Origin of the sequence: Alkalicella caledoniensis (genome assembly GCF_014467015.1) — a bacterium.
GTDB classification, from domain to species: Bacteria; Bacillota; Proteinivoracia; order Proteinivoracales; family Proteinivoracaceae; genus Alkalicella; species Alkalicella caledoniensis.
Window position 1 is genome coordinate 2,368,450 of the sequence record NZ_CP058559.1, and the last position, 16,996, is coordinate 2,385,445.

Here is a 16,996-nt window from a genome sequence, read left to right on the forward strand (position 1 = left end):
ATTATATAATAAATGTACACCAAGGTAGATAAAAAAATAAATAGGCACAAATATGAGCCTTTAGCTTACTTCTTTTATGGAATAATATTTTAAAAAGATCAAACTAATCACTCAAAAATATAAGTGTTTGCAATTATTGTTTTGACTGGTTTAAAAAAGCTTTTAAGTGATTATAGCATTACAAAGATGATAAAAGATATCAAGAAATTATCATTTCAAAATTGTATTATAAAACTAGGTCTAGGGGAGGATTTGCTTTGAGTTACTATGTTAATCTTCAAAAAGCAATCGATTATATTGAGTATAATTTAAAGAACGATGTTAGTTTGGGGCAAATAGCAGAGGTTGCTGGGTATTCAATCCCTCATTTTTACAGGGTGTTTACTGCAATTGTTGGATGTCCAGTGAAGGAATATGTGCGTAAAAGAAAACTGAGTAACGCAATGTTTGATATAGTAACTTCAAGGCGGAGTATATTAGATATAGCTTTTGATTATGGATTCGAATCCCATGAGGCATTTACCAGATCATTTAAATTGGCATATGGTATGCCACCAAGTGGTTTTCGTAAAGTTCAAGCAGAGCCAATTCTATATGAAAAAATTAATTTACTTACTAGAAATAATGAAGATGAAGTGGTAAAAGTGAATCCAGAAATTATTTGTAAAGACGAGAGACTTCTTATAGGGATAGCTAGTAAAATCAATCAAAGGCAAAACATAAAGTTTGAACTTTTATCAAAGATAAGAAACCAGTATAAATCTACATTAAAAAGTATTGAAAACAGAATCGATACTGAATTGTACTACGCAGTATATGACTATAATCCTGAAGATATAAGCAAAGCTGATGATGAGATCAATTACACCTATTTATATTGTGTAGAAGTATCGGAATACAGAGATGTTCCTATTGGTATGTTAAAAAAGGTGCTACCCCAAGGGAAATACGCAGTTTTTACCTATGATACTAAGAATAGAACTTTAAATGGAAGAATATTAAAACAACCAATTTATGACTATATCGATGGTATTTGGCTTCCTAATTCAGGTTTTAAACTTGCTGAAACTCCTGACTATGAAGTTATAAATGAAGAACAAGAACGTATTGATTATTACATTTCTATTAAGTGAATTGTGAATTAACCAACGTATATGAGGAGGAGAAAGTATGTTTTATAATATTGAGACAGATAGATTATTACTGAAAAACATAGACAATGGTGATAGAGAATTTATTTTTAGTCAATTTTCCGATGATGATATTAATAAACATTTGTTTGATGCTGAACCATTGAAAGATTTAAGTGGAGCTGATGAAATTATAGATTTTTATTTGAAAACTGAGCCACGACTACAACATAGATGGGTAATACAAGATAAAGCCCATGGTGTGAAAATGGGAACCTGTGGATTTCACTGCTGGAGTATTAAAGATTCTAAAGTGGAAATAGGATATGATTTAAAAAAGGAATTTTGGGGAAATGGATATATGTACGAATCCTTAAATCATATAATTGAGTTTTCTAAAAAAAACATGAAGGTAAAAGTGATAAATGCTTGCATCTATATTGACAACACAAGATCAATTTCTTTAGTTGAAAAATTAGGGTTTATTTTAACTGGGTCAAAACATGAGATTTTTCGAGGCGTAGAATATTTACATAACATATACTCACTGAATTTGAAGTAAAGATTTCACATGCATAATAAGAAGGTTTGTTACAAAGGGGTTATAAAAAGGCTCGCTAATTTAGCGGGTCTTTACTTATATAAAAGTTTTATTTAAAAAAACTTTACATATAAATATTGAGGAATTAATTGTAATATTAGATTAAAGTGTGGACAATTAGGGACTGGTAAATGAGTTAAACTTATTAAGGGCTATTAGACAAAGGAGAGTGAGCTTATGATTGAAATTAGGGAATTAACGGGACATGATATGCAAGAAGCAATGGAATTAAAGGTGATGTGCTGGACAGAAGAATTGGCTGGGAAGGCTAAAAACACCCTATCTGTTAATAAAGAACTGGATTTTTGGGTTGACTGGATGAATTCAGCCCAAGAAAACAATGATGTTCGTCAGCTTATGGGTGCATTTGAGGATGATAAAATGCTTGGTGTAGCTTTCGGTAGTTTTGCTGAGACTTATGATATACCTGAAAAAGGAATAGAACTCAACGGTCTTTGGGTTTATCCTGAGCATAGAGGGAGGGGTGTTTCTCTAATGCTGATGGTCCACATACTAGAATTTTATTTAACAAAAGGTATGGAGAACATAGTTATATATAACCCACACCATGCACCATCCAATGGATTTTACCGTAAATTTGGTGCACAAGTTGTTAGACAGGACTATCAAATGGATGGTAAGTTATTGGTGGATATTTTTATAGCAGACATTTTATCTATGAAAAAAAGTATTGCAGGAACTCTTAAAAAGTATATATAAAATTGAATTAGGTTGTTTAGAGAATAATTTACAAAGATAATAGACCAGTTTGCTCTTTTTGAGTCCAAACCGGTCTATTATCTTTGTATGTCTTTATAAGAAACGACAAGATGTACTCAATCAAATGTTCCGCGCTATATCTTGAGATATGCAAGGGGTGGACATTAGTTAGCACTTAAAAACAGTGCAAATAGTAAATGAAATTGATATAATTCTGGTAAAGGGGAGATAGTCATGGATTGGATAAGTAATATGCAAAATGCTATAAATTATATAGAAGATAACCTGTTAGAAGAAATTAGCTATGATAAAATAGCTCAAAGGGCCTACTCTTCCACTTACCATTTTCAGAGAATGTTTAGCATGCTGACAGGCTTTACAATAGGTGAATACATAAGGAGAAGGAGATTAACCCTTGCTGCACAGGAGATATCAGTTTCTAGCATCAAGATTGCAGATATTGCCTCAAAATATGGTTATGAAACATCAGAAGCCTTTACAAAAGCATTTAAGCGGCTTCATGGTGTAACACCTTCTGTTGCCCGCGAGTCTGGAGTGAAACTCAAATCTTTTGCTAGGCTAACAATTCAAGTCTCATTGAAAGGAGATAAAGAAATAAACTATAGAATAGTTGAAAAGGGACCATTTAAAGTTTTCGGTAAAGATTTTAAAACAAATGTTTTAGAAGGTAGATGTTTTAGAGAGATACCTGAATTTTGGGAGCAATGTAAGTCTAATGGGATATTTGCTAAACTATTAACAAGTGTTGGGAAAGATGAAAGTGGAATTGTAGATGCAGGGGTTCTTTTTAATCATAACCCTCAAGATGGCTCTCTAAGATATATGATAGCATGTGAATTTCCAGTTACTCATGTGCCTGAAGAATTTCAGGTCCTAGAAATACCATCAATGACTTGGGCAATTTTTGAGGTAGAAAGTAATAGGGATGAAGATCTACATGAAGTCTGGAGAAGAATTGGATCGGAGTGGTTTCCTGCATCAAACTATGAACATGCCGATGCTCCGGAATTAGAAAGGTATTATGGTAATAGTTCTACAGATTATACGTGTCAAATTTGGATACCTGTTATTAAAAAAGGGTTTTAAAATCATCTGGATAACTATAGGAAATCAAGTACAACATGGAATCAGGGGGGAATTATGAAAATCAAGTTTATAAATACATTAAAATCAGCTCAAATGTATGTGGGAGCATCTGGTATTAGTAATAAAAGTTATGATGAGCTGTGGGATGAGTTTTTGGTAAGTCCTTACTGGCAAGAGCTATCTCAATGGGCACCTTTTGATTGCTCTTTTATGAAACCATCTCCAATAAAGGATATACAAACCTTAAAAAAGCAGTTAGAAATATTTCAGGAGACTGATTTTGAACAGATTAAAAAAGGACTTGAAAATATTTCACAAATATTGCCTAAAAAAGATGATGATACATTAGTTGTTGCATTTTATATAATGGATGATTCAAACTTGATAGTTAAAGAACAACAAAATGGAGTATTAGGTACAGGAGTATTTGGAAATATAATTATCAATATTAATCCACTTGCCAAAGATTATGAAAAATGGATTCCTTATGTTATGGCCCACGAGTACCACCATTCAGTGTGGGGGCACAATTGGTATGTTTTAAGAGGAGATTCCAAGGGAACACTACTGGAATATATGATAAGTGAAGGGCAAGCAGATGCATTTGCCAAAAGCTTATATGGTGATTTAGAACCGAAATGGTTGAGTAAACTATCGGAAGAGGAAGAAAAACTATACTGGAGTAAATTTATAAAAATTCTAGAAAGTACTGATAAGCCAGAGCATTATACATACATGTTTGGGGACCCTAGCAAAGGGCTTCCATGGTGTATTGGATATTATTTTGGATACGAAATAGTCAAATCTTATTTATTGAATAATCCTCAAATAAGCTATACAAAGTTAGTTGATATAGAACCATGTACTGTTTTAAGTAATAGTAGATTCTTTCAACTATAAATACTTATTGACATGGAGTTAACTCTAAATGCTATCCTTACTATATGATATCTCATCCTACTATTAGGAAAAGAAGAGATATAATATATTTTGAGGAGGAAGGAAAATGGAGTATTCGAAATTAGGAAATTCAAACCTTCAAGTTTCTCGTCTTTGCGTAGGTTGCATGAGTTTCGGGAACCCTGAAAGCAATATGCATGCTTGGACTTTGAACCAAGAAGATAGTGAGGCACTGATTAAGCGTGCCCTTGACTTAGGTATTAATTTCTTCGACACAGCCAATGTTTATTCAGCAGGAACCAGTGAAGAGTACCTAGGACGGGCAATTAAGAACAATGTTTCCCGTGATAAGGTTGTTTTAGCGACTAAAGTTTATTTTAATGAGGGTAAGTTGACAAAGAGAGCCATACTAAATGAAATTGACGGATCATTAAGGCGCATTGGGACAGATTATGTTGACCTATATATTATTCACCGATTTGACGCTGATACACCCATAGAAGAGACCATGGAGGCCCTTGATAGTTTGGTGAAGGCTGGCAAGGTGAGGGCCCTAGGAGCTTCAGCAATGTATGGTTATCAATTTCATAACATGCAGATAGCAGCGGAGAGAAACGGTTGGACACCCTTTGTTTCCATGCAGAACCATTATAACCTAATTTACCGTGAAGATGAGAGGGAGCTTATCCCCATCTGCAGACAACAAAATGTTGCACTTACTCCCTATAGCCCCCTTGCTGCAGGTAGGCTTTCCCGCCTTGAGTGGAATGCTGATACTAAGCGCAGCCAGACAGACAAAGTAGCAATTTCTAAGTACGATAGCACACAAGAGAGTGATTTTGGCATAGTGCAAAGGGTTGATGAACTTGCACAAAAATATGGCGTTACAATGACACAGATTTCCCTTGCATGGCAGTTTGCTAAGGGGGTTACATCGCCAATTATTGGGGCGACCAAGGCTAAATATTTCGATGATGCTGTGGGAGCATTTAGTGTAAAACTTACAGAGGATGACCTTGCTTACCTTGAACAGCTATATGTTCCCCATAAAATAGTTGGTGCCCTTTAGTGTCGAATTGCTAGTCACAGGCAACTTAAATTTACGGTCATGTATCGGATCGCATTGGATATGCAAAATCGCTGTTACTAGGTGCTACTCTTCAAATGGTTTCGATGCTCTTTAGGAAAAATACCCCCCTGCTATTTTGAAAAAAATAGCAGGGGGGTATTCAAAAACTTATACTATTGCTATTCTTGATAATTTTGCCATGGACAAATTGAAGGAAAGCTTAAACCTCTCAAAATTATTAGCCTCCCCCAACTGGAGGGAAAAGGGCCAAGGTATCACTATCCTGCAAGATTGTGTCTAGCTTCTGGTGCCGGCCGTTTATCATGATGATTGCTACCTCTTTTACGGGGATATCTAAAGATTCTATCACTTCTTTAGGTGTAGTTCCTTGTTTTAAGTCTAACACCATTTCCTTATGGCGATTGATTCTGAAAGTTGCAAATAACTTTACTTTAATCTGCATATATTCACCTCCCATATTCACACTATACTAGCTATGCTACTGCTAGTAAAGAAGGTAGTCCCTAAAATCAACTATGCTATGGACAAGCAATAATTCGTCTGGCCCATAGACATTCTCCACAGGAAGGGCTATTTCCCCAGCAATCCATTTCGTTAGTATCTGTATAAGTACACCCTTCTAAGGCTCTACAGTCTGTACAAGAAGGAAAGTGGTTTTCGTTTACGGCTCTTCTAAAGTTGACATATCCAGAGTCCATCCAGATGTTTTGTAGGCTGGTATTATTAACATTACCCACATAACAGGGAAAAATTTCTTTTTTCCTTCCATAAATATAACAATGGTAAGAATGCATAAGAGCATAACACGGACTAACTTCTCCTAGATAATTGATAGATAACGTATTATCTTTTACAAACTTACAGCTGCGCTCTGTTCTCAACTTCATATTAGACATCTGGGCTTTGATAGTGGTTAGTAGGGAGTCGTTACCAAACATACGACCAGTATCATCCATGTCATATACAATTTCATCCTTCATAGACTCATGGTAAGGAATCAAATTGCTTACAATAATTTGACTTGCCCCTAGCTCATAGGCCATGCGGATTAACTTAGGTAAACTATTGTAGTTTTTTTTCATGGCCACAAACTCAATACCTAGCTCTGGATTTCTAGACTTTAGTTTTCTTTTCATTGCTTGCAACTGGGCAATATTTCCTGAAACACTCTGGAAGTCGGCACCTTGGCGGATGGAGTTGTATTCTTCCTCTTCGGGACTATCTAAGGAAGTAAAGAGTACATCCAGCTCTAGGTCGATTAACTGTTTAATATTCTCTTTTGCCAAGTAAGAACCATTGGTAATCATCTCTACTTTTACACCAAGGGCTTTTACTTCTCTTAACATATCAAAAATTCTGGGGTGCATCATAGGTTCGCCAAATCCACCAAAATGAACAGATTCTAACTTTGGTAATTCTTTAAGGCTTTTTAAAATATTTACAAAGGTACTCCACTCCATATGTAGCTCAGAATCATGCCATGAACTACGGATACAAGTGATGCAATCAAAGTTGCATTTTGTTGTTACCTCAATATAAACTCTTTTTATGTCAGGTTGTAAGGGAACTAATCGGTACCCATCCTCCGTAGTAATAATTAGAACTTCTTGCTCTTTTTCTAAAGGCAATTTAATACTGCCATCTTTTTCAATCTTTGATTTTTCTCCTGTAGAAAACAAGCTAGTGTCTAGACTATTGATTTTTTTCTTCATAGCGCCACCCCCATTGCGTTGATAACTATTCCCTGCCTTTTATTTTAAAAGCTGCGGGATTCCCTTGGTTTTTACTGTAAAATCCCATGGCTATCCGGTATGGGCCAGGACATCCTGGAGGGAGGAAGGCGACCCTGTCGCCAGGGTGAATAACATAATCTAATGCTTGAACAAATCCATTGACAAAAATGACTTCAACTTCATCCCAAGAAACCCCCATTTTGTGGGCTAGTTCTGTACCTTCCATAGGCCCTTCTAAATTTATTATTACAGGCATCGAACCATATTTCTTTCGAAGGAACGCATCTAAATGAAGAAACCCTCTAACCTCAATGGTCTTTTTATCTTCTTCAGCCATAAGATAACCTCCTATAAGATTAAATCTAATTTTCAAAGTAAATAATTTTATGCTAAGGACTGCACAAAATGAACATACAGTCTTAGCTGGAAAGGTTATAAAACTGAAGCCAGACCTAGGTCTGGCTTCAGTAAATTAGGTAGTATTTTAGAAATACATTGTGTTTTTGCTAAAATAGAACTAGACTATTCGTTATCTTCGTTTTCAAAATTATATACTTGATCGATTTCTTCAGGAGTAAAGTCCCAAACTGCATTATGTGGAGGACATGGCTCATACTCGAAGAATTCAGGCAATCTGTCATGGGCGTTAGTAAAGCCAGCAGCTTTGTTGAATTTACGTTCAACTTTAAGTACAGACTCGCCAAGTTTATCAACATCTTCGGAAGTTAAGTTAATGCCATATTGAGCATTAATCATGTCGATTAGAGCTTGATATCCTCCAGGATTATCAGCAACACCAAAATATACGAATAAACACATACCTGTGCTATCAACAGCAGCTGTTCCTATTTGCATAGCACGGGAATATTCGATTTGACCCTCTTTTTTAAGTGGATCTATATCTGCGCCTATCTTTAGTATGTTGCCTGAAATACAGTAACCTGCAGTATGATCAGCTCCCATAGGAGTTGTAGCATATGTTAAGCCAATACCCTTAATTGGACGTGGGTCATAAGCTGGGATAGCTTGGTCCTTTACTACAGGAGTTCTGTAAAGTCCACAGGCTTTACCTACCACAGCGGTACCACTGCCTATAAGCCTCCCTAAAGGAGTAGGCTTGCGGATTTCTTTAATTGCTTCTAAAGCAGCTTTACCATCGCCCCAAGGTAGTAAGCCACCCTCCATAGCAGTAGCTATAGCAACTGCAGTTTCTATACTATCAATACCGATATCGTCCATTTCACGGTCGCAATAAGCAATATCATCTAAGTTTTGAATACCAGCATCTGCACCAAGTCCCCAAATAGTTTCATATTCGAAACCACTGGTTATATATTTACCATCTTTGTCTGGGTACCATTGAGAACACCTGATGACACAGCCGGCATGACAGCCATGGGACACTTTGCCTTCTCCGCCACGTTCTGTGATAGTAGCATTTAATGTTTCACCAGAAATATTGTCGTTGTGCTCGATGCGTCCAGCTGTAAAGTTATTGGCTGGTAAACCACCAGCTTCGTTTAAGATATTAACTAATACGTTAGTACCGTACGCGGCTAGACCTTGGCCAGCAACTGGATGATCTAATAATGCCTTAGCAAACACTTTAGAAGCTGCTTTGAATTTCTCTGGGTCGGCTATAGAGACTTTAGCAGCGCCAGTATCATCAATTACAACCGCTTTTATTTTCTTAGAACCTAAAACTGCTCCTAAGCCCCCACGACCTGCACTACGAATGTTGCCTTCTGGATCTTTGAAAGAAATATTGGCAGAGGGTAAGCGGTGTTCTCCTGCGGGCCCAGTGATACCAACACCAACTTTTTCTCCATACTTTTCGCTTAATATTTTGATAGCTTCGTAGTTACCACATCCTCCAATGATTTCCGTTGGAGCTTCATCAATAGTGACTCCATTCACATCTACCTTGATTACATAAAACTTGTCATCTGTAGGCATTCCTTCGATTACCAGGGCTTTAATACCCATTTTAGCCATTTTTTGAGAGAAAGAACCACCAGTGTTACTTTCTTTAATAGTGCCTGTTAGTGGACTTTTAGCACCTACAGAGAGACGTCCTGAGTTTGGTGCACTAGTACCGCTTAATAACCCAGGTGCAAAAATTATTTTGTTGTTTTTTCCTAATGCATGGCAAGTAGGTTTTACTTCATCAGCAATAAAATTAGAAGTAAGAGCACGTCCGCCTAATCCTGCATATTTAGCAGGTACTTCTTCGGTAGAGACTTTTAATGAAGTCATGTCAATTCTGATAAATTTGTTCATTATATTAAACCCCCTTTAGATAATTTTGTTCTCATAGTTAAAACATTGCAATAAATGTGCCAAAAGAAGGAGGTTGGAGGGAAAATAAGAATGCTTTGAATACAGTGTTCTGTTATTAAAGTAAATAGGACATTTATTATAACTATATCAACTGTTCCTAAATGGAGCAAAAAATCAAAGGAAAATTGCTCTATTTTGGAACAATGTATCAATTTATAACACCCATACTTCAGTAGTTTAGCATGATACTAAAAAATGCTAGATTGAAAGGCTGTCAAAAATACATTATAATTCTCTATAAAAAGGTTATATAATCTACTGAATAAAAACTATGAAAAAGATGTATAATCAGATGAAAACCTTAGTTATCCTATCAGATACTAGAAATGCAACCTCAAGTTGCCTAAAAGCAAAGATAAGTTGGTTGAGTTATTACATAGATAGAAGGATAATTAGTATAAAGACTTTATATACAAGGTAAGGGGGAGGAAAATGAGTTTTGGCGAAAATTTGAGAAAACTGAGAAAAGAGAGAGGTCTTTCTCAGGAACAGTTAGCTGAGAAGATCAATGTTTCCAGACAAGCTGTATCAAAGTGGGAGCAGGGTGGGGGTTACCCAGAAACCGAGAAAATAATTTTGATTGCAAAGAATCTTAATGTGTCTTTAGACTATCTATTAGTAGGAATTGAAAGTGAAGAAAAAAGTGAAATGCGGAAAGAAAAAAATGTGGTCCCCACAGGGAAAATATCAATTAGAACATTTGATGGTAAAACTGTAGTGACATGCCATAAAGTAAGTGTCTCTAATGTGATATTAGCAGGTAAAGATGAACCTAAGTATGTTCTAAATGGGGTTGATAAAGTTTCTTTTTGGGGTGAAAACACTACTACTTTAGGTTGGTATGCCAATGAAGAAGATATAAAGAAAGAAATTGTAGACATAACAAAGGCAATTAATGGAGGTTTACAAGCATATGATTTAAAATACGCTGCAAAAGTTAAAATCGGGATTATAGGGGTTAAACTAGAATAATTAAGCAAATTAACTCTTATCATTTTACGTGAAGGGAGTTTTTTGTATGAGTAGAATTTTACTAAACTATACTGAAGTTAAAAGATAGGTTGGAAACAATGGATCATAAGCTATGGTATTATGATACGGCAATAGAGGCTGGTACAGAGGAAATTCACAAAAAGAACAAACAACACTAGTAAAGGGAAACGCACAGACAAATACATTCAAGTCAAGTGTTATGTTTAGGTTTGTTTAGAAATGTTCTTTCAAAAAAGGTATACTAAATTAGTGATGGTAATTCTCATAGGTAAATTATGAATTATTAAGTTACTAGGAATGGAAGGTGCTAACATGAGTAAAGTTTATTTTATTAAGAATTCAGAATCAGACTATAATCAACTGGGGAAAGAGGCTCTGGACTTATTAAAAAAAGTTGTTTCGGAAACTAATTATAAGTTTGAGAAGGAATTACCCATAAAGGTTCATTTCGGTGAAAAAGGTAATACAACCTTTATACCAGCGAAATGCTATGATGAAACAATAAGTTATCTCAAGGAACAAGGAGTATCTCCATCTTATATAGAAACTAACGTACTATATAGGGGATCAAGAACTACCACAGATGCTCATATTGAAACTGCAAAATCCCATGGCTTCACACAGATCCCAATTATAATAGCCGACGGGGATATTGGGACACAATACGATGAAGTAGAAATAAACAAAGAATATATCAAAAACTGTAAAATAGGTAAGGGCTTTGGACAATTCAAGCAGTATATTGTTATGAGTCATTTTAAAGGTCATGTTGCTGCAGGATTCGGTGGAGCACTAAAGCAGCTTGCCATGGGTTTTGCCGCTAGGGGTGGAAAGTTGGAGCAACATTCAGGGATATCTCCTGTAGTTTCATCAGAAAAATGTATTTCCTGTGGTATTTGTGTGGAAAAATGTAACTATGCCGCCATTGAAACTCCGGATATTGCCATTATTGATCAGAATAAGTGTATAGGATGTGCAGGCTGTATTGCTGTTTACCCAGAAGGGGCAATTAAAAATACATGGGGCGGAGCTCATTTCTTAGAGAAACTCTCTGAGTATGCCTATGGAGCAGCAAAAGATAAAGATATCATATACATAACCTTTGTTCATAATATTACAAAGGAATGTGATTGTGCTGGTACACCCATGGAGCCTATTACAGGCAATATTGGTATTCTTGCATCAAAGGACCCTATAGCTTTGGATACAGCATGCCTAGATTTAGTGCAAAAAAACAGTGGAGAAAAACTATTTGACAAAGGTAGGGCATCCCTAGTTCATGGAGAGAAGATTGGACTTGGAATGATGGAGTACGAACTTATCGAGCTTAATTAGCTGCAGCTTGTTTGATTCAACAATAGCTATTTTGTCTGGATACTACCCACCCCTAACCAATGCTTTAGCCCGTTCCTGATGAAGAATTCAATATCATTCGAGAGCCTTTATGGCTCTTTTTTTAATGGATTTTTTATATGAAAACATTGACATTGAATAAACAATTATATAAAATGTTTATAAATAAATCAAACAGATAGGAATGATGTTTATGGAAAATTTATCTCAATTGTTTTGGCAAGCTTCAATTGAAGAAATTGTTCAAGGATATATTTATGATAAAGAAAAGGAAGAGTTTATATGTCTAATATGCGGAGGAGCCTTTGTTAAAGGTAAAATTTATAATGATAATGAAGGGTACTATGAGGCAGAAAAATATACAAGAATCCACATAGTTAAAGAGCACAAATCGATGTTTGACTATCTGCTTAATTTAAATAAAAAACTAACAGGTCTTACTGATCACCAAAAAACATTGCTTGGTTTGTTCTACAACGGCTATACTGATGCAGAAATTGTAAAGGAACTTGGAGGTGGAAGTACATCTACAATAAGGAATCATCGTTTTACACTTCGAGAAAAGGAAAAGCAAGCGAAACTATTTCTATCTATAATGAAGCTTTTAGAGCTTAGGGACCAGGGAAAAGGAAAAGATGAATTTATACCAATTCATAGGGGGGCTACCGTCATAGATGAAAGATACGCTATTACAGAAGAAGAAAACGAAAAGATACTAAACACTTATTTTAAAAATGGCCTAGAGGGGCCTTTAAGCAGTTTTCCCGTTAAAAAGGAAAAAAGAAAAATTGCCATACTACGACATATAGTTAAAGGTTTTGATGTAGGGGTTAACTATACAGAAAAGGAAATAAATGAAGTACTAAAAAGTATTTACGGAGACTATGTGTTAATTAGAAGGTATCTTATAGAATATGGATTTTTAGATAGGGAAAAGGATGGGAGTAAGTATTGGGTAATAGAGTAGGGTGAACTAGAGTTACTACTTATTAGGGGAATTGAAGGGGAGTTTGTAAATGGATACTGAATTAAAGACTATTTTGAAAGAAAAAGGAGCCAACATTGTTCGTTTTGTAGATATATCTGAACTACCACAACAACAGACCCAAGGCTTTACTAAGGCCATTGTATTCTGCATCGCGTTATCGAAAGAGTTTATTACAAATATCTATAATAATGTACATGTGGAACACGATGAGTTCCTAGAAAAAGACGAAAAAGTGAATGAACTTGCCGAATGGATCGAGGATTACATTCAACAAAAGGGTTATGGTGCCTATGCTCAATCAGAAAATAATAATTCACTAAAGGGAAATTATGATAAAAATACAAGAACAAGTGTTTTGCCACACAAGACCATAGCACGACTTGCAGGGTTAGGGTTTATTGGTAAGAACAATTTGCTTGTAACAGAAGAATATGGTTGCGGATTTTGTATGTGTACTGTGTTGACAGATGCACCAATTTTAGGAGAAAAATATCCCATTATTGATTCAAAGTGTGGTAAATGTGAAATCTGTAAAAGAGTTTGTCCAGCACAAGCTATTCGTGGAAATCAGTGGACTCAAAGGGATGGTAGAGAAAACCTTGTAGATGTTTTTAGGTGTTCCTGTGCCTTAAAGTGTATGATAAATTGTCCATGGACAATAAAATATGCTGGATTTAAGAAGTAGTAAAGGTGTAGAAGTTAATAAACCTAAAAAGGCACACTATATGCGTGCCTTTTTTCTATATTCATATTTTGAAATCTAAACCCTTAAATCATCGCCCACGAGTAATTTGGTTTCTTGAAATAATTTCTAACCATTTATGCCAAAAGAACAAGGCTAATGGCCATCACGATCATTCCTGCAATTGTTCCATATACTGAAAGGTGGTGATCACCATATTCCCTTGCAGCAGGTAATAGCTGATCCAATGAAATATAAACCATAATTCCTCCTACGCCAGCAAAAACAATACCAAAAATTACTTCTGTCATAAAGGGAGCTAAGATTAAGTAACCAACCAATGCTCCCACTGGTTCTGCCAATCCGGAGAAGAAAGAGTACAAGAAGGCTTTTAATCTACTTCCTGTGGCATAATATATCGGAATAGACACTGCAATACCTTCTGGAATATTATGAAGAGCAATAGCTATTCCAATACTAATACCTAAAGCAGGATCTTTAAGAGTTGATATTAATGTTGCAAATCCCTCAGGAAAATTATGAATAGCAACAGCTAAAGCTGTGAACATCCCCATTCTAAGCAAACGTTTCTCATCGGTACTTTTCTTATTACCAGTACTATTATCGTTTTTTACATCTTCTTCGAAAGAGGGGATTAGCTTATCAATTAAGCCAATAAAAAGCATACCACCAAAAAAGGCCATAACATTAACCATAGAACCAAGTCTTAAGCCTAGTTCCTCAACGAGGGACTCATTGGCCTTAAAAAATATTTCTATCATTGATACATATATCATTACTCCAGCAGAAAATCCTAATGATATAGAAAGAAATTTTGTGTTAGTTTTCTTGGTAAATAATGCAATAAGGCTTCCAATACCCGTAGAAAGTCCTGCCAACAATGTTATAGTAAAAGCAAATAATAAATCTCCCATCTCACAACCTCCCTAATAATTTCATGTTAAGTTTTACTCTATGGGGAAAGAGTTTCCTAAACATAATACATGATATGAAATAAAAAAAAGTTGGCTACTATTTTCAACCATCTTTTTTCGGGAGTATTGTATAATGAAAGACATAAGCAAGGAAAAAGTAGTTGAATCTAAAGGTGACAAGCCCCTAACAGAGGCAAATCCAAAGCAACAGTGGGTTAAATTCTTAATAGTCATAGAAAAAGAATAAGTTCCTTTTTGTAATGGAAAATAACTAGTGATATAATATAAATATTAAAATGTGAAATTCCAAAAGGAGGAAATATAAATGATACCAACACCACATATAGAATCAAAAAATAAGGATGAAATTGCAAAAACAGTTTTAATGCCTGGAGATCCCTTACGGGCTAAGTTTATAGCTGATACATTTTTAGAAGATGTAACACAGTTTAACGGTGTTCGAAATGTTTTGGGATATACCGGGACCTATAAGGGGAGAAGAATTTCCGTTATGGCAAGTGGTATGGGAATGCCTAGTATAGGAATCTATTCCTATGAACTTTATAAATTTTACGATGTAGAAAATATTATACGAATCGGGTCTTGTGGAGGCTACACTCCAGATGTAAAACTATATGATGTAATTTTGGCCAAGGATGTTTGGAGTGAGTCAAGTTTCGCTAAAGTACAAAGTGGATATGAAAGTGATGTGGTTGAAGGTACCCCTGAGCTAAACCAAAGACTTATGGAATATGCTGAGGAGTTAGAAATCCCAATGCATATAGAGAGAATTCACTCCTCTGATGTATTCTATAGAGAAAACTTTGAAGAATATAAAGAAATCCACCATAAGCATGGCTGCGTAGCTGTAGAAATGGAAGCTTTTGCCCTTTTCCATAATGCACAGGTGCTTGGGAAAAATGCAGCATGTTTACTTACTGTATCAGACAACTTAGCAACCCATGAAGCCACAACTTCCGAAGAGAGACAAAATGCATTCACTAACATGATGAAGATAGCATTGGAAATGGCAGAGTAGATATCATTTAAAAATCCTCCTAATGGAGGATTTTTTTAATGATAAGATTGGTAGAAATACAAGAAAAGGGATTTAATTAACAATATATTAAATAATGCGGCAATATATTGAAAATAAGTGCACTGAAGATTATAATCTTTGTGTGGTGAAATATTGCATCTGTTTATATTTAGGAGGGGAAGTTTTAGGTGAGAATTAAAGAAGAATTACTTGATAAGTGTTTATCTAATATCATAAACAAAAAGGATGTTTATAGTGCGGTATTTTGTGTTGAAAGTGGTGATGGTTCTTTTTCTTGGACAGGAGCTGCTGGGGAGATGCAAAGGGATAGCCAGTTCATGATCGCAAGTGTTACAAAACTATATGTTACTGCAGTTGTCATGGGTCTTGTGGAGGAAGGGAAACTAAAACTAGAAGACAAAATCGGTAAGTATTTGCCTAATGAGTACATGCAGGGGCTTCATGTACTTAAAGGAGTAGAGTACTCCAATGAAATAACTGTTAAACACCTTATTTCAAATACCTCAGGCTTGCCAGATTACTTTTTTCATAAAGAACATAACAAGAAAACATCTGCATCACAATTACTAACAGGGCAAGATGAATCTTGGGATGTAGAAAAAACCATTGAAACAGTAAAGAAATTAACACCCAACTTTGCTCCAGGAAAAAAGGGGAAAGCGGCATATTCCGATACTAACTATCAGATCCTTGGTAAAATTATTGAGATAATTATAGGTAAAAACATAGGCGAAGTATTTAAGGATTATATCTTTGACGAGCTCAATTTACAAAAATCCTATGTTTATAACGATATTTCCGATACTAAGCCTGTACCTTTCTACTATAAATCACAAAAGTTGTGGTTGCCTAACTACATGGCGTCCGTTTCAACTGAGGGCGGTATAGTCTCAACCGTAGATGAGTTAATGATTTTCCTAAAAGAGTTTTTTAAGGGGCGTTTTCTCCCAAAGGAGAAGATAGAAGGACTAAAAAAATGGAACTTAATATTGCCTCCACCTAGTCTTTTCTATTACGGTATAGGTCTAGAGAAATTATTCACTCCAAGAATAGTATCACCTTTTAAACCTATAACGGAGGTAGTAGGATTTTGGGGACAAACTGGTTCCTTTGCGTGGTATAACCCTGAAACTGATCTATACTTTACAGGAACCACTAACCAGATTAACGGATCAGGGCATGCTGTTGCAGGAAGTGCAATTTTGAGGATAATTAAATCAGTATTATAATAAACCAGTAAAATGTCAATATTAAAAGACCTTAGCTTATTAAATTGCTGAGGTCTTTTAGTTTTCTCAGCTAGTAACATAAATATTTTTTATGTTACTATTAAAAATGAAACTATTTTTCCATTTTCCCCGTTT

General features: G+C 35.4%; 18 protein-coding genes. 13 read left to right on the forward strand and 5 right to left on the reverse strand.

Annotated elements, in window-relative coordinates; genetic code table 11:
• The first annotated feature begins 257 nt into the window (after window positions 1-257).
• The 6 genes from HYG86_RS11690 (at window position 258) to HYG86_RS11715 (ending at window position 5,527) form a co-directional block, all read left to right on the forward strand.
• Window positions 258-1,133, forward strand: a complete 876-nt coding sequence (locus HYG86_RS11690) for an AraC family transcriptional regulator (RefSeq protein ID WP_213165742.1) — start codon at window positions 258-260, stop codon at window positions 1,131-1,133.
• A 37-nt stretch (window positions 1,134-1,170) separates the two neighbouring features.
• On the forward strand, window positions 1,171-1,692 hold the full coding sequence (locus HYG86_RS11695) for a GNAT family N-acetyltransferase (RefSeq protein ID WP_213165743.1): 522 nt from the start codon (window positions 1,171-1,173) through the stop codon (window positions 1,690-1,692).
• Between the two features lie 216 nt (window positions 1,693-1,908).
• A complete protein-coding gene (locus tag HYG86_RS11700; protein WP_213165744.1) occupies window positions 1,909-2,451 on the forward strand; it encodes a GNAT family N-acetyltransferase in 543 nt (180 codons plus the stop codon).
• Between the two features lie 234 nt (window positions 2,452-2,685).
• Window positions 2,686-3,558, forward strand: a complete 873-nt coding sequence (locus HYG86_RS11705) for an AraC family transcriptional regulator (protein WP_213165745.1) — start codon at window positions 2,686-2,688, stop codon at window positions 3,556-3,558.
• A 54-nt stretch (window positions 3,559-3,612) separates the two neighbouring features.
• Window positions 3,613-4,458, forward strand: a complete 846-nt coding sequence (locus HYG86_RS11710; protein WP_213165746.1) for a DUF2268 domain-containing putative Zn-dependent protease — start codon at window positions 3,613-3,615, stop codon at window positions 4,456-4,458.
• Window positions 4,459-4,564: 106 nt separating this feature from the next.
• Entirely contained in the window at window positions 4,565-5,527 is a 963-nt protein-coding gene (locus tag HYG86_RS11715; RefSeq protein ID WP_213165747.1) for an aldo/keto reductase, read from the forward strand.
• Between the two features lie 238 nt (window positions 5,528-5,765).
• On the opposite strand, the gene HYG86_RS11720 is transcribed toward HYG86_RS11715, so the two are convergent.
• From HYG86_RS11720 to HYG86_RS11735, 4 genes are all read right to left on the reverse strand, one after another.
• The gene (locus tag HYG86_RS11720) at window positions 5,766-5,990 is read right to left on the reverse strand and encodes a MoaD/ThiS family protein (protein WP_213165748.1); all 225 of its coding nucleotides are present in this window, start codon (window positions 5,988-5,990) and stop codon (window positions 5,766-5,768) included.
• Between the two features lie 76 nt (window positions 5,991-6,066).
• Window positions 6,067-7,260 (reverse strand): tungsten cofactor oxidoreductase radical SAM maturase, encoded by a 1,194-nt coding sequence (locus HYG86_RS11725; RefSeq protein ID WP_213165749.1) that lies wholly within the window; start codon window positions 7,258-7,260, stop codon window positions 6,067-6,069.
• A 25-nt stretch (window positions 7,261-7,285) separates the two neighbouring features.
• The gene (locus tag HYG86_RS11730) at window positions 7,286-7,618 is read right to left on the reverse strand and encodes a MoaD/ThiS family protein (protein ID WP_213165750.1); all 333 of its coding nucleotides are present in this window, start codon (window positions 7,616-7,618) and stop codon (window positions 7,286-7,288) included.
• A gap of 185 nt (window positions 7,619-7,803) precedes the next feature.
• The gene (locus HYG86_RS11735) at window positions 7,804-9,561 is read right to left on the reverse strand and encodes an aldehyde ferredoxin oxidoreductase C-terminal domain-containing protein (protein ID WP_213165751.1); all 1,758 of its coding nucleotides are present in this window, start codon (window positions 9,559-9,561) and stop codon (window positions 7,804-7,806) included.
• 331 nt (window positions 9,562-9,892) lie between these two features.
• Here HYG86_RS11735 and HYG86_RS11740 point away from each other — a divergent pair, with 331 nt between their 5' ends.
• From HYG86_RS11740 to HYG86_RS11760, 5 genes are all read left to right on the forward strand, one after another.
• Complete coding sequence (locus HYG86_RS11740; protein ID WP_213165752.1) at window positions 9,893-10,042, forward strand: hypothetical protein; 150 nt, start codon at window positions 9,893-9,895, stop codon at window positions 10,040-10,042.
• A gap of 11 nt (window positions 10,043-10,053) precedes the next feature.
• Entirely contained in the window at window positions 10,054-10,593 is a 540-nt protein-coding gene (locus tag HYG86_RS11745) for a helix-turn-helix domain-containing protein (RefSeq protein ID WP_213165753.1), read from the forward strand.
• Window positions 10,594-10,926: 333 nt separating this feature from the next.
• Window positions 10,927-11,949, forward strand: coding sequence for a DUF362 domain-containing protein (locus tag HYG86_RS11750; protein ID WP_213165754.1), 1,023 nt, complete (start codon window positions 10,927-10,929; stop codon window positions 11,947-11,949).
• A 211-nt stretch (window positions 11,950-12,160) separates the two neighbouring features.
• Window positions 12,161-12,934, forward strand: a complete 774-nt coding sequence (locus HYG86_RS11755; RefSeq protein WP_213165755.1) for a DUF2087 domain-containing protein — start codon at window positions 12,161-12,163, stop codon at window positions 12,932-12,934.
• Window positions 12,935-12,983: 49 nt separating this feature from the next.
• Window positions 12,984-13,640 carry an epoxyqueuosine reductase gene (locus HYG86_RS11760; RefSeq protein ID WP_213165756.1) on the forward strand — a complete coding sequence of 219 codons (657 nt, stop codon included), beginning with the start codon at window positions 12,984-12,986 and terminating at the stop codon, window positions 13,638-13,640.
• 134 nt (window positions 13,641-13,774) lie between these two features.
• Here HYG86_RS11760 and zupT read toward each other — a convergent pair whose 3' ends face one another.
• Window positions 13,775-14,572 carry a zinc transporter ZupT gene (gene zupT / locus HYG86_RS11765; protein ID WP_213165757.1) on the reverse strand — a complete coding sequence of 266 codons (798 nt, stop codon included), beginning with the start codon at window positions 14,570-14,572 and terminating at the stop codon, window positions 13,775-13,777.
• A gap of 325 nt (window positions 14,573-14,897) precedes the next feature.
• Between zupT and deoD the strand changes: the two genes are divergently transcribed.
• Window positions 14,898-15,611, forward strand: a complete 714-nt coding sequence (deoD, locus tag HYG86_RS11770; protein ID WP_213165758.1) for a purine-nucleoside phosphorylase — start codon at window positions 14,898-14,900, stop codon at window positions 15,609-15,611.
• Between the two features lie 188 nt (window positions 15,612-15,799).
• Window positions 15,800-16,861 (forward strand): serine hydrolase domain-containing protein, encoded by a 1,062-nt coding sequence (locus HYG86_RS11775; RefSeq protein WP_213165759.1) that lies wholly within the window; start codon window positions 15,800-15,802, stop codon window positions 16,859-16,861.
• The last annotated feature ends 135 nt before the right edge of the window (window positions 16,862-16,996 follow it).

Bases quoted from the DNA above. Each gene is read 5' to 3' on its own strand.
- HYG86_RS11735 (WP_213165751.1), bottom strand. From the start codon at position 9,561: ATGAACAAATTTATCAGAATTGACATGACTTCATTAAAAGTCTCTACC.
- zupT (WP_213165757.1), bottom strand. From the start codon at position 14,572: ATGGGAGATTTATTATTTGCTTTTACTATAACATTGTTGGCAGGACTT.
- HYG86_RS11760 (WP_213165756.1), top strand. From the start codon at position 12,984: ATGGATACTGAATTAAAGACTATTTTGAAAGAAAAAGGAGCCAACATT.
- HYG86_RS11715 (WP_213165747.1), top strand. From the start codon at position 4,565: ATGGAGTATTCGAAATTAGGAAATTCAAACCTTCAAGTTTCTCGTCTT.
- HYG86_RS11755 (WP_213165755.1), top strand. From the start codon at position 12,161: ATGGAAAATTTATCTCAATTGTTTTGGCAAGCTTCAATTGAAGAAATT.
- HYG86_RS11725 (WP_213165749.1), bottom strand. From the start codon at position 7,260: ATGAAGAAAAAAATCAATAGTCTAGACACTAGCTTGTTTTCTACAGGA.
- HYG86_RS11720 (WP_213165748.1), bottom strand. From the start codon at position 5,990: ATGCAGATTAAAGTAAAGTTATTTGCAACTTTCAGAATCAATCGCCAT.
- HYG86_RS11695 (WP_213165743.1), top strand. From the start codon at position 1,171: ATGTTTTATAATATTGAGACAGATAGATTATTACTGAAAAACATAGAC.
- HYG86_RS11700 (WP_213165744.1), top strand. From the start codon at position 1,909: ATGATTGAAATTAGGGAATTAACGGGACATGATATGCAAGAAGCAATG.
- deoD (WP_213165758.1), top strand. From the start codon at position 14,898: ATGATACCAACACCACATATAGAATCAAAAAATAAGGATGAAATTGCA.
- HYG86_RS11750 (WP_213165754.1), top strand. From the start codon at position 10,927: ATGAGTAAAGTTTATTTTATTAAGAATTCAGAATCAGACTATAATCAA.
- HYG86_RS11745 (WP_213165753.1), top strand. From the start codon at position 10,054: ATGAGTTTTGGCGAAAATTTGAGAAAACTGAGAAAAGAGAGAGGTCTT.
- HYG86_RS11710 (WP_213165746.1), top strand. From the start codon at position 3,613: ATGAAAATCAAGTTTATAAATACATTAAAATCAGCTCAAATGTATGTG.
- HYG86_RS11705 (WP_213165745.1), top strand. From the start codon at position 2,686: ATGGATTGGATAAGTAATATGCAAAATGCTATAAATTATATAGAAGAT.
- HYG86_RS11730 (WP_213165750.1), bottom strand. From the start codon at position 7,618: ATGGCTGAAGAAGATAAAAAGACCATTGAGGTTAGAGGGTTTCTTCAT.
- HYG86_RS11740 (WP_213165752.1), top strand. From the start codon at position 9,893: ATGAAAAAGATGTATAATCAGATGAAAACCTTAGTTATCCTATCAGAT.